General features: G+C 66.2%; 16 protein-coding genes. 8 read left to right on the forward strand and 8 right to left on the reverse strand.

Features of this window, described 5'->3' with window-relative positions:
* The first annotated feature begins 77 nt into the window (after positions 1–77).
* The gene (locus tag HALDL1_13045) at positions 78–368 is read left to right on the forward strand and encodes a hypothetical protein (protein ID AHG05345.1); all 291 of its coding nucleotides are present in this window, start codon (positions 78–80) and stop codon (positions 366–368) included.
* A gap of 67 nt (positions 369–435) precedes the next feature.
* Here HALDL1_13045 and HALDL1_13050 read toward each other — a convergent pair whose 3' ends face one another.
* Entirely contained in the window at positions 436–723 is a 288-nt protein-coding gene (locus HALDL1_13050) for a hypothetical protein (GenBank protein ID AHG04420.1), read from the reverse strand.
* Positions 724–1,039: 316 nt separating this feature from the next.
* Here HALDL1_13050 and HALDL1_13055 point away from each other — a divergent pair, with 316 nt between their 5' ends.
* From HALDL1_13055 to HALDL1_13080, 6 genes are read left to right on the forward strand one after another with little or no spacing between them, the layout of a single operon-like run.
* On the forward strand, positions 1,040–2,479 hold the full coding sequence (locus tag HALDL1_13055) for a transposase IS66 (GenBank protein ID AHG04421.1): 1,440 nt from the start codon (positions 1,040–1,042) through the stop codon (positions 2,477–2,479).
* A gap of 30 nt (positions 2,480–2,509) precedes the next feature.
* A complete protein-coding gene (locus HALDL1_13060) occupies positions 2,510–3,268 on the forward strand; it encodes a cytochrome C oxidase subunit II (protein AHG04422.1) in 759 nt (252 codons plus the stop codon).
* Positions 3,269–3,274: 6 nt separating this feature from the next.
* A complete protein-coding gene (locus HALDL1_13065; GenBank protein ID AHG04423.1) occupies positions 3,275–5,860 on the forward strand; it encodes a cytochrome C oxidase subunit I in 2,586 nt (861 codons plus the stop codon).
* Between the two features lie 2 nt (positions 5,861–5,862).
* On the forward strand, positions 5,863–6,123 hold the full coding sequence (locus HALDL1_13070) for a hypothetical protein (GenBank protein AHG04424.1): 261 nt from the start codon (positions 5,863–5,865) through the stop codon (positions 6,121–6,123).
* Positions 6,120–6,356 carry a hypothetical protein gene (locus tag HALDL1_13075; GenBank protein AHG05346.1) on the forward strand — a complete coding sequence of 79 codons (237 nt, stop codon included), beginning with the start codon at positions 6,120–6,122 and terminating at the stop codon, positions 6,354–6,356. Before HALDL1_13070 ends, HALDL1_13075 begins: the two co-directional genes overlap by 4 nt.
* Positions 6,357–6,403: 47 nt before the next feature.
* Positions 6,404–6,601 carry a hypothetical protein gene (locus tag HALDL1_13080; GenBank protein AHG05347.1) on the forward strand — a complete coding sequence of 66 codons (198 nt, stop codon included), beginning with the start codon at positions 6,404–6,406 and terminating at the stop codon, positions 6,599–6,601.
* Positions 6,602–6,623: 22 nt separating this feature from the next.
* On the opposite strand, the gene HALDL1_13085 is transcribed toward HALDL1_13080, so the two are convergent.
* From HALDL1_13085 to HALDL1_13115, 7 genes are all read right to left on the reverse strand, one after another.
* Entirely contained in the window at positions 6,624–6,938 is a 315-nt protein-coding gene (locus HALDL1_13085) for a DNA-binding protein (GenBank protein AHG04425.1), read from the reverse strand.
* A 23-nt stretch (positions 6,939–6,961) separates the two neighbouring features.
* Positions 6,962–8,374, reverse strand: coding sequence for a hypothetical protein (locus HALDL1_13090; protein AHG04426.1), 1,413 nt, complete (start codon positions 8,372–8,374; stop codon positions 6,962–6,964).
* Positions 8,371–9,069, reverse strand: coding sequence for a hypothetical protein (locus HALDL1_13095; protein AHG04427.1), 699 nt, complete (start codon positions 9,067–9,069; stop codon positions 8,371–8,373). Before HALDL1_13095 ends, HALDL1_13090 begins: the two co-directional genes overlap by 4 nt.
* 17 nt (positions 9,070–9,086) lie before the next feature.
* Complete coding sequence (locus tag HALDL1_13100) at positions 9,087–9,467, reverse strand: hypothetical protein (GenBank protein ID AHG05348.1); 381 nt, start codon at positions 9,465–9,467, stop codon at positions 9,087–9,089.
* 86 nt (positions 9,468–9,553) lie between these two features.
* A complete protein-coding gene (locus HALDL1_13105; protein ID AHG04428.1) occupies positions 9,554–10,057 on the reverse strand; it encodes a hypothetical protein in 504 nt (167 codons plus the stop codon).
* A 115-nt stretch (positions 10,058–10,172) separates the two neighbouring features.
* A complete protein-coding gene (locus HALDL1_13110) occupies positions 10,173–10,286 on the reverse strand; it encodes a hypothetical protein (GenBank protein AHG05349.1) in 114 nt (37 codons plus the stop codon).
* Between the two features lie 26 nt (positions 10,287–10,312).
* Positions 10,313–10,618 (reverse strand): lycopene cyclase, encoded by a 306-nt coding sequence (locus HALDL1_13115; protein ID AHG04429.1) that lies wholly within the window; start codon positions 10,616–10,618, stop codon positions 10,313–10,315.
* A gap of 108 nt (positions 10,619–10,726) precedes the next feature.
* On the opposite strand from HALDL1_13115, the gene HALDL1_13120 reads away from it, so the two are divergent.
* On the forward strand, positions 10,727–11,872 hold the full coding sequence (locus tag HALDL1_13120) for a hypothetical protein (protein ID AHG04430.1): 1,146 nt from the start codon (positions 10,727–10,729) through the stop codon (positions 11,870–11,872).
* Positions 11,873–12,050: the final 178 nt, after the last annotated feature.

Raw genomic sequence — 12,050 nt, forward strand, 5'->3', positions numbered from 1 at the left:
TGCGAACTCACGCTGACGCCCACCGCGACAGCCCACTGCCAGACACGATTTACGCCTGGGCGTCCAACTGTCCGACCATGGCAGGAGTGGACGAACACGCCGAGCGTCGACGGTACTACCCCGACGACGAGAGCGTCCCGCTCAGTACGGCCATCTACGAGGCCATCGAGGCCCACCACGAAGCCACCCTGGAGAACGACGAGTTCGGCCTGCACGAGCACGTCAATCCGGAGGCCATCGACATGCTGTTCACCGACACGGGCGACGACGACATCGAGATATCCGTCCAGTTCAACCCCACCAACGTGACGGTCGCCGTCTGGAGCGACGGCGGCATCGACATCCGCGTGAGCGAGAAGATGGAGTAGCACCGCCGGACGCCGATTCAGTGTGAACCGCCTTGCGTCTACTACAATCGACGTAGCCAGCGGCCGGTCAGTCGAGGCGCAGGAACGTCGCCCCGCCGTGCTGATGGACGGTTATCTGGTAGCCCGCGTAGTGGAACTGGACCTTGGCCTGGGCGTCCGCCGACGGCGGGTCCTCGAACAGGTGGGTGAGGAGGTGGTCGATGGTGCCGTGCACTGCCGGTAACTCGGTCGGGTCGACCCCCTCCAACTCCGCGACCACCTCCGCTACTTCGACGGCGGGCTCCTCCCTTTCTGTGTTTAGTCGGTGAAACACGAGGTCACTGGGGCCGTCTGCAGTCGGCGTGTCCTGGACCATAGTGGTGGTTGTCCAGCGTTCGACATAGTAGTTCAGCCGCCGACTGCATCGAGCCACGGGGCTACCTGCCTCCGTTCGTGGCTCGAACGACAAATGTGCAGCGGCGACTACCCTCGAAGCGGTGTTTTCGGACCGAATATTTACGTGTATGCGAAGAAAATTCGTACGTGTTTACCCCCAGAACGATTTCGCCACTCTCTCGTAAGTTGCTCCTGACCCAACAGTAGAGCAATGCAGACGACAGGGTGTTCTCCGAGGGACGGTCTCCGGCAGGGAGACCGTCCCGCGTCGTCTGCACTGACCGAGGAGAGTTGTGATGGTCGCTGACGAAAAAGTGGAGCAACTGCTTGAGCGGATCACTGCTCTCGAAAATCGCGTTGATGAACTTGAGCAGGAGAAAACAAACCTCAAGCAAGAGAATCAGCAACTCCGCGAAGAGAACAAACGTCTCAGAGCTAAGCTCCGGTGGTACGAGGGACCGCATACACCACCGAGCAAGGACCAGTCAGACCAAGAGGAGTCGTCGTCCTCGTCCGATGCGGACGAGGACGACGAACAGCCACGTACTGACGGTGGGACACCGGGTCGAAAGCCCGGACACGACCCTGAGTGGCGAGCCGCACCTGACCCAGATCGAGAAATCGACGTTACCTGTGACTGCTGTCCGGAGTGTGGCGAAGGGTTCGACGAGTCGGCGGGCGTCAGCCCCCGACTCGTCGAGGAACTCCCGGATCCACAGCCACCCGAAGTTACACAGTACAACCGCCATCACTACGAGTGCTACTCTTGTGGAGCCGAGACTGTCGCTTCACACCCCGACTGCCCCGACGAGGGGCAGTTCGGGGTGAACGTCATCGCCCAAGCCGCTCTTTCCAGATACGATCACCGCCTCCCCTACCGGAAGATCGCCGACCGCTTCGAGCAATTGCATGGCCTCGAACTCTCAGGTGCATCTGCGTGGCACGCGACCGAGCGCGCTGCGCGCGCCGGTCGCTGTGAATACGAACAGATCCGCCGACGGATTCAGCACGCTGACGTTGTTCACATCGACGAGACGGGAATCAAACGCGACGGCGAACAGGCGTGGATGTGGACGTTCAGGACGGACGAGCACACGCTGTACGCGGTCAGAGAGAGTCGCGGAAGCGATGTTCCCGTAGAAGTCCTCGGCGAGGACTTCGCGGGAACGGTCGTCTGCGATGGGTGGACGGCATATCCGGCATTCACCAGCAACCTCCAGCGGTGCTGGGCACATATTCTCCGCGAAGCGGAAGATGTCGCTGACAAGTACGAGGACGGAGAGCCAATTCACCGGCATCTCACGCAAATGTACGTCGGTCTCCAGTCGTGGCTGGAGACCGACCCGAGCCTTCGTGAGCGAGCACAGATGCACCGATCAAGCCAGAACGGACTCAAATCGCTCGTTAGGTGCTCAGCTACCGACGACCCAGTGGCAACACTGCTCGGGAAGATCAAAGGAGGGATCGACCACTGGCTCACCTTCATCGGTGAGCCAGCAGTCTCGCCAACGAACAACGCTGCGGAGAATGCGCTTCGTGAGCCGGTTGTTCTCCGGAAAATCATCGGGACGCTCCGCAACGACCGCGGGATGTTCGTTCACGAGACGTTGCTGTCCCTGCTGGCGACATCGCGCCAGCAGGGACGCAATCCCTACGAGAAGCTCAAGCGCATTGTCCGAGACAACGAGATGATTTCACGGACTCACGCTGTGCCATCCGTCGAGTCCTCGGGGTAAACACATACGAAAATTCGTTACATACTACGCATGCTAATCCTTGGCACATCACTCCGGGGGGTGGTGCTCTCGTCACTCGTGCCTCGAGGGACGCGTTCGTACGTCTTCGAGCAGATATACGTCGTGTTCCTCCTGCTGGGGACGCTGGTGGGCATCGTCGTCATCGCGTACATGCTGCACAAGGCGTACAAGTACCGCGCGTCGTCGAACCGCGGGGACGTCGCGGATCGGCCGGCTGTCGGTGAGATACCGTCGGGGAGCGGGGGCGGCCGGAAGCTGTTCGTCTCCTTCGCGCTCAGCGCCATCATCGTCATCTCGCTCATCTCGTGGACGTACTTCACGCTGCTCTACGTGGAGAGTCCCGACACGGCGGCGGACGAGGACCCGCTCGAGGTCGAGGTCGTCGCCCACCAGTTCTACTGGGAGTTCGTCTACCCGAACGGCTACTCAGAGCGGGGCACGCTGCGCGTCCCGGAGGACCGGCGCGTCCAGTTGACAGTGACGTCGTCGGACGTATTCCACAACTTCGGCGTCCCCGAACTGCGGGCGAAAGCCGACGCGATACCGGGTGAACGGACGGACACGTGGCTCGAGGCGTCGAGCCCCGGAACCTACGAGGCGCACTGCTACGAGCTCTGTGGCGCCGGCCACTCGTTCATGGACGCCACAGTCCTCGTGATGGACGAGGGCGCCTACGAGGACTGGTACGCGAGCACGTCGAACGGGACGGCAGAGAACACCACGACTACGGACGCTAGCGCGGCAATCGCGTCCACAGCGGGGGTGTAACCCCCGATGAGTGGAGACGAGACGTCGCCCGACGAGAGCGTCGAAGCGGACGGGGGTGTCGCCGGCGAGGCGGTACACGAGGACCACGAGTTCCCTCCAAAGAGTTCGGTGAAGCGGTGGTTCGTCACGACCAACCACAAGGACGTCGGCATGCTCTACCTCGTCACGTCGCTCCTGTTCCTCGTCATGGGCGGCGTACTCGCGTTGCTGATGCGGACGCAGCTGTGGGTCCCGCGTGCCCCCGGAACCGGGCCGCTGTCCGCGTTCGCGTACAACCAGGCCGTCTCGGTGCACGGCCTAGTGATGGTGTTCTGGTTCCTGTCGCCGTTCGCGTTCGGGTTCGCGAACTACGTCGTCCCGCTGCAGATAGGTGCGAAGGACCTCGCGTTCCCCCGGCTGAACGCGCTGAGCTACTGGTTCTACCTCGCATCGGGCATCCTGCTCGGCGTGTCGTTCTTCCAGGGCGGGTCGTTCGCTGGCGGGTGGACGATGTACGCGCCGCTGAGCCTGCCGCGGTTCGTCCCCAGCATCGGCGGGAACTCGGCCATCCTCGCGCTGCTGCTGTTCGTCGTATCGGTGACCGTCGGGTCGGTGAACTTCCTGACGACCATCCACCGGATGCGCGCCGACGGCCTGACGCTCCGGCGGTTGCCGCTGTTCACGTGGACCATCCTGTTGACCGTCTGGATGATGCTGTTCGCGTTCGCGGCCCTGCTCGCGGCCCTGCTCATCCTCTCGGCGGACCGCCTGCTCGGGACGACCTACTTCGCGGCCGAGGCCGCCAACGGCGCGCTCCTCTGGACGCACCTCTTCTGGTTCTTCGGCCACCCAGAGGTGTACATCGTCTTCTTCCCGGCGCTCGGCGTGATGGCGGAGACGTTCCAGACGTTCACCGGACGGCGCATCGTCGGCCGCAAGTGGTTCATCGCGGCGATGGTGCTGGTCGCCCTTCAGAGCTTCGTGGTCTGGATGCACCACATGTTCCTCACGAGCATCAACCTCGAGATTAAGACGCTGTTCATGGTGACCACCATCGGCATCTCCCTGCCGTTCGACCTGATGGTGTTCTCGCTCATCTACACGATGGTGAAGGGGCGCATCCGGTTCACGACGCCGTTCCTCTTCTCCTTCGGGGGGCTGTTGCTGTTCATCGTCGGCGGCATTACGGGGGTGTTTCTGGGCGCCGTCGTCCTCGACTACGAGTTCCGCGGCACGTACTGGGTGGTCGCCCACTTCCACTACGTGATGGTCGCGGGCGTCGCCGCGCTCATCGGCGGGCTCTACTACTGGTACCCGAAGATGACCGGCCGGATGTACGACGAGTTCCTCGGGAAACTCCACTTCGCCGTCTTCTTCGTCGGCTTCAACCTGCTGTACTTCCCGATGTTCGTGGCGTGGGAGACGCCCCGCCGGGACTTCGCGTACGACCCCGGGATGACGACCTGGCACCAGCTCGCGACCGTCGGCGGGTTCGTCTTCGGCCTCTCGTTCCTCATCATGGTGTACAACATGGTCGTATCGGCGTACGCGGGCGAGCCAGCCGACGACAACCCCTGGGAGTACGCGTCGACGGCCGAGTGGGCGGTCCCGTCGCCGCCGCCCCTGGAGAACTTCCCCGGCGTTCCGAGCTACGGGGGTGGCAGACTCCAGTTCCTCGGCGGCGACTCGGAGACGGACGCCACCGAGTCCGACGCGGCGGACAGCGTCGCCGACGGCGGGTCGCCCGACGGTGTCGCGGACGGCGCCGGGACGGCCGAGGTGGTCGGGGGTGAGGTCGCGACCCCGCACCGTCGCGCCCAGGAAGAGACCCACGACCCCGCGCCAAGCCACGCCAGCATCTGGCCGTTCGGCGTCGGCGTCGCGGCGTTCCTCGCACTGTTCGGCCTCTCCGGCTTCCAGAACGGCCAGTTCGCGTCCGGGGCGATGGGAACCGTCTACGCGGCGTCGACTGGCGTCGGCCTGCTCGGCGTCCTCGCGACGCTCGTCGCGATGGCTCGCGAGCGGTTCCACGGCCCGAGCGGCCCGTTCGGGGAGAGCTGGCCGTTCGGCGGCGTCGGCAACGTCAAGACCGGGGTCTGGATATTCCTCGCGTCGGACGTCGTCCTGTTCGGGGCGTTCATCGGCGCGTACGTCTTCCTCCGGTTCTCCACGGGCTGGGTGGCCTGGGAGCCGATTCCGGAGAACGTCACGCCCGGCCTCGTGAACACGTACCTCCTGTTGACCAGCAGTTTCGCCGTCGTGCTGGCCCTGGAGGCCGCCGAGCGGGAACACCGGTGGGGCGTGGTCGCCAGTCTCGGGACGACGCTGGTGCTCGGCCTCGGGTTCCTGGGCAACAAGGCCATCGAGTGGAACCACCTCTTCCACGAGGGCGTCTGGCTGTCGTCGAACGTGCGCGCGTCCACGTTCTTCCTGACGACCGGGCTCCACGCCGCCCACGTCATCACGGGGCTGTTGATAGCGGCGTACATGCTCCCGCGGGCGTGGCGCGGCGCGTACCTCGGCGACAGCGCGCCGATAGAGCACTTCGGGCTCTACTGGCACTTCGTGGACATCGTGTGGCTGTTCCTGTTCCCGCTGTTCTACATCCTCTGACAATGACCAGGCTCAAACTGTACACCGCGATCTACGTCGTGTTGTTCGTCTCCGCGACCGTCCAGGTGCTCGTCGAGCAGGCCGGGATGGCGTACTGGACGGCGCTGGGAATCATCATGGTGCTGTCGTTCGCGAAGGCCGTCGTGGTCGCCGGCTACTACCAGCACCTCCGCTGGGAGCCGCGGTCGGTCACGACGCTCGTCGCCATGGGACTGCTCGCGGCACTGGCGTTGACCGTCGCGGCGACGTACTCGATAACGTGACCACCCAGCGTTCGGCGTCGACGACTCCGCGCGAACGACTGGGGTGGGCGGCACTGTTCGCCGTGCCGATGGGCGTCGGCGTCGCCGTCGCGACGGCGCAGTCGGTCCGCCTCCCGCCATCTCATCCGATGGTCGTAGCCGCCGGGGTGGGGACGACGCTGCTACTGGCGCTCCTCGTCCTGGGAGCGACGGCAGTGAACCAGTCGGCCGGAGGACCCCCAGAACGGGACTGAGGCCACCACCGCACAGGTTTAACCTGGGCCGATACGTACACGCTAGCATGGGACGTGATTCGCTCGTGTTCGGCGCCATCGTCGTCGTGCTGACCGTGGGCATCGCGGCGCTGCTCGCCGGGGAGTTCTTCCACGGCGTCGACTACCTCGTGCCCGTGGGCGGCGCACTGGCGCTACTCGCCGTGGGCGGCCTCACTGCCGCCATCGCGCGGGAGCCGGTCCCCGAGTCGGCCGGCGACCACTGACCACGGGCCGACGAACGAGGCGCTACAGGATGTCGCTGCCGAGGACGACCATGTACAGCAGGACGGTGAGCGCGTAGAGGACGCCAAGCGCCACGACGACGCGCAGGTGGAAGTAGAACAGTTCCTCGCGTTCGGCCTCCCGGGCCGCTTCGTAGGCCGTGCGTTCCGCGGACGAGCACGCCTTCGGGTGCACCTCGCCGACGTGCAGGTCGCGGGCCGCCGTCTCCGCGAACGGGCGGCCGCAGTGCGAACACGTCGCGGCCACGGCGTCCTCGTCGATCGCCGTCTCGACGTCGACTGCGGGCTCGCGTCGGTCCGCGCCGGTGGCAGACTGCATCCGACTCGACGTGGGTGCTGGAGTCACAAGTAGACGGGGGCGACCGTGGGCTGTCCGACGACCCAGGCGCTGGTCATCGTGTACACCATCATCACGACGACGAACGGGTACTGGCTCCGGATGGGGCGAAGGACGCCCGGGAACAGTTCCATCGCGAGCGCGTGGGCGACCCAGACGGCGAGCAGGTGGCCGAGGACCACGAGCGCCAACTGGAGCGTCCCGAACCAGGCCGGGAGCACCGCGACCTGGACGGCGTCGACGCCCCCGAAGGGCGCGGCCAGCACGCCGACCAGCGCGGGCGACAGCGTGAGGAAGTAGCCCAGGAAGTGCGCGACGTGGTAGCCGGCGGCGATGGGTAACAGCGACGGCACGAACCACCGCTCGACGGCGGACGGGGCGAGGAAGCTGTCGACCCGCTCCCGGGAGCGAGCGGCCGCGAACCGGTAGGCGAGGAGGAACCCGCCGAACCCCGCGAGGAGCGCGACCAGGTAGAAGAGCGCGACCAGGACTCCGCCGACGATGCCGGCGCCGGCGACCGGCGAGAGGAGCGGGCCGGCCAGGGCGTTCCAGGCGGGCGTCGCGACGAGTCCGTCGAAGGTGGTGACCCAGAGGAGCGCGACGACGAACGCCGTCGAACCTGGTTCGTCGTCGGTTCCGGGGTCGGTGAGCGCCGCGCCCGGGAGCCGGAGCTGGAGTCCGTCCTGCCCCCGCTGGACTGGCGCGACGCGGCCGTAGAGGCGGAAGACGCGGGACACAGGGTCGATGCGGCCGTACCAGGTGTCGGTGCCGTAGCGCGCCGCACCGGCGAGCGTCGCGACGGTGTAGCCCGCGACGAGCGCGCCGAGCGCTCGCGGGTCCGCGGCGAGCGGGCTGACGACCTCGACCCAGACGAGTGCCAGGAGGCCCGCGACGCTCGGCCACGCACCGTAGCGCTCCGGGTACGAGCGGTTGCCGGACGTCTGGAGGACGCGGGCGAGCGTCCGCCACGGGTTCACCGCCGGCCAGCTGTTCCCGACGAGGTAGGTGGACATCGCGTAGCCCGCCCACCACCCCACCCAGACGACGAGGATAGCGAGGTTCGTCGTCGGCGTCGACGGACCGAGGACACTGGCCGCCAGCACGAGCGCGAGCACGGCGACGCCGGCTGCAGACAACAGCGTCACGCCGGCGCGCCACAGCACGGCGGGTGACGGCAGGACCGCCCGCCAACCGTTGACCGCGCGGATGCCCTCGTGGTCCGTCAGCAGACTGTTGAAGAGGAAGGAGGCGCCGACGAGCACGCCGCCAGTGACGACCGTCAGCCAGGACGGAACCTGGGTCGCTCCGGCGGCGTCACTCAGGCCGCCGACGTGGGCTACCAGCGACCGGAGAGCAGCCAGGACGGACCACCGTGCAACGAGGACGGCGAGGACGGCGAGGAGGGTTGGGAAAGTCACGACGGGTCACGCGTCCCCGTACGCCAGACGAGGAGGACGACGGCGGCGACGAAGGCGGCCGTCGAGAGGTCGACTGCGAAACTGTACACCGTCGTCGGGACGGCGCCGCCGAGAACGACGGCGAGCAGCGACGCGAACACCGGCCACGAGCAACTGGCGCAGGCGAGCAGGCCGAGCGCGCCGCTGAGCGCGGCCGCGGCGAAGTCGAGAAGCGCGACGTAGACGAGGTAGGCCAGTGCGAGGTAGCCGACGACCTTGTAGGGGACGAGCGTCAGGGTGAACGCTGCGTGGTCGTAGACGACTGTCGGGCCCCACCCGGGCGGGAGCGACGTGAACAGTTCGAGGCCACGGGGGCCGCCGTGGCTGTGACTGTGCCCGAGGTGTGTAACGTCGAGCACGCCGCCGAGGTACGCCAGCACCAGAAGGTAGCCCGCTGTGACAACGAGGACGGCGACGCGAACGCGCCGCGAGGCGTCCGGAGGCGCGACCGTGAAGACGGCCCACGCGGCGAGATTCACCCAGACGAACGGGTAGAGGAGGTAACGGACGCTGGTCGGTTCCGCGCCGGTGAAGCCGAGGTAGCCCGCGAGGAGCGCGAGTTCGGCGAGGACGACGGCGGCAACGACGGCGAGTGCTACGGGGGAGAACCTGCGAGAGAGCGCGTCGAGCGACCGGGCAGCGACTGAGTCGGTCATGACAGTCGTGGGTAGGGTCAGCCGAAGAGGAGTTTCGCGGCGATGACGCCGACGAGGACGACGGCGAAGAGCCAGGCGCTCAGTCCGACGGAGTGGGCCTGTGGGAGGCCGTGTGCCCGCCCGATGTGGTAGGTTCCCCAGGCGAAGAAGGCCGCGAGCAGCGTCGGAGCGATAGCGACGAGGAGCAGCGAGGCGGCGTCGAGGAACACCGCGAGCGCCGCGACCAGCAGTAACACCGCGGTCGCAGCGAACGCCACGGTCTCGCTCGAAACGCCGCCCCCGGGGACCGGCGACGCTGCGTCGCCGCGTGGACGGAACGTCGGCGTGTACACAGCGTGGTGCCAGCGTCGCGAGACAGCGACGCTCGCGCCGACTAGCAGTACCCCCATCACGACCATACTCAACAGGGCGCCACTCACTGTCATGCTACATCGTACCAGAGTTTCGTCCGGACCATCAATAAGTTTCCTGCCACCTCTCCCGGTCAGACCTGGTGGTGTGGAATCCCCGTCAACCGCATCATTACGTAGCCGAGCACGGTCCCGTACAGCAGGTGCGCGGCGAACGTCGTGACGACGAACACGGTGTCGACGTAGAGGCTCGCCCCGGGCCAGAAGATGAAGACGAAACTCACCCAGAACAACATCGCGATAGTCGCACCGCGCAAGTACGCCGGTTCGCGTGGCGGGAGGAACGTCGCCGTCACGACGAAGAACAGCGGTAGCATGAAGGCGCCACCGGCGACGAAGAACGCCAACCCGAGGGTCGTGTCCGCCCTCGCGATGAGGAGGTCCGAGAACTGCGCGAGCGGTTCGATTTGGAAGACGCCGAGGAGCATCGGGATGCCGGCGATGACCGGTGCCATGACGACGAGTCCGGCGATACCGCCCAGCACGGCACTGCCGATGGCACGCAACGTGAGTGGCCCTTCGCTCTCACCGAACACCGGTTCGCCGAGGGCCGTCTCCGAACTCGTTCGCTTTGCCATGAATATATAATAGTCGTTCGTGATGTTAATGGTTGGCATGGGTTCGGATTGAGTGACATGACTTCGACGGTTGCACTCCTCTCGAGCAGAAGCAGGGAGGGACAGCGGCGGAGTCTCAGGACGCCGATTCGGCCAGACTGGTACCACAGTCCGGGCACTCGTCGTAGACGACGGTGACCTGTGCGTCGCAGTCGGGACAGAAGTCGAGCCAGCACGCGCGGTCGCCCATGGTCTCGGGTTCGGTGGCCAGCGCCTTCAGTCCTCGCCGTGGAGCGTCTCGTGGAAGCCGACGACGAGCGCCGGCACGACGACCATGAAGATGTGTTCCTCGACGGGGATGCCGAGGAACTCGACCCCGGTCCGGAGTTCGATGGCGAAGACGCCGATCTCGAGGGTGTACCAGTCCCAGACGTACGCCAGGGGGTAGAGCGCGGCGACGGTGACCGCGGCACGTCGGAGCGCGTCCGCGCGGTAGAGGAGGGCGACCGCGAGCGCACCGAACGCCACCTCCGACGCCAGGTACGTGTAGTCGCCGAAGACGGCGCCGATGTCGGGGAGCACGCCCCGGCCTACGCCCCGCAGGCCTAAAACTCTACGAGGGCGCTCCGAGACCGCGAGGCACGCAACAAGGTTCAAGACGCTGGTCCGTGTCCTTCCAGACGAAGAACTATGGATATCTCTACCATCGCGACTAACGACTTCATTGAGGTCGAGGCCGAGGAACGGCTGAGCAAGGTTCGGTCTATCTTCGAGAAGGACAACCCCAAGGGAATCATCGTCACGGAGGCGGGGCAGTACGAGGGGGTCATCTCGGAACGACAGCTCATCTCCTCGCACATCGACGACGACACGAAGGTCGCCGCGCTGATGACCGACGCGCCCCAGGTCGACCGCACCGAGGACGTCCGGGACACCGCCCGGATGCTCGTCGAGGGCGGCACGAAGATCGCGCCCGTCTTCGAGGCGGGCGACCTCTGGGGGATCGTCAGCGAGGACGCCATCCTCGAGGCCGTCCTCGAGAACCTCGACGCGCTCACTGTCGGCGACATCTACACCGAGAACGTCGTCACCATCGAGGAGAGCGATACGATGGGGCGGGTCATCAACCTGCTGCGCGAGCACGGCGTCTCCCGCCTCCCCGTCGTGGACGACGACGACGGCTTCCTCACGGGCATCGTCACCCGCCACGACATCGTCGACTTCGTCGTGCGCGACAACACCCGAACCACCCGGGGCGACCGCAGCGGCGAGATGGAACGCCTGCTCGACCTCCCGGTCTACGACGAGATGTCCAGTCCCGTTGCGACGACCTCCATCGCGGACAGCGTTCGCGACGCCGTCGCCGAGATGCTCGAGAACGACTACTCCGGCCTCGTCGTCACCCCCGAGAACGACGACCGTGTGGTGGGTGGCATCCTCACCAAGACGGACGTGCTGCGCGCGCTCTCCTACACCGAGGAGGAGCACCTCGACGTCCAGATCACGAACATCGAGCTGCTCGACGCGCTCACCCGCCAGGAGGTCCAGGAGCGCATCGAGCAGGTCGCGGGCAAGTACAGCGAGATGAACGTCCACCACGCCCACGTTCGCCTCCACAAGCACAAGGAGAAGCTCCGCGGCACCCCCCTCATCCAGGCCCAGATTCGGCTCCGCACGAACAAGGGCCAGGTCGCCGGCACCGGCGAGGGCTACGGCGCGGACAACGCCTTCTACGTCGCCCTCGACAAACTCGAGCGGAACGTGCTCGAACTGAAGGGCATCGAACACGACGAGGAGTACAAGGGCCAGCTCCTCCGGAAGCTGAACGAACTGTAGCTCGGTTCCGTCGGCGCTTCTTCGTCCGCAGTGCTCGCGGTAACTGCCTACGTCACCAGGAGTGCGCGTCGCTCGTTCTCGCGGCCAGTCGCGGCTCGTCCGCCTGCTGTCGACCCACGCTTTGATTGCTCGCCAGTCGAGGCGCACGGCTACCGATGGTCCGGTTCTGGCCGGAACG

Origin of the sequence: Halobacterium sp. DL1 (genome assembly GCA_000230955.3) — an archaeon.
In the GTDB taxonomy this organism is placed as follows: domain Archaea; phylum Halobacteriota; class Halobacteria; order Halobacteriales; family Halobacteriaceae; genus Halobacterium.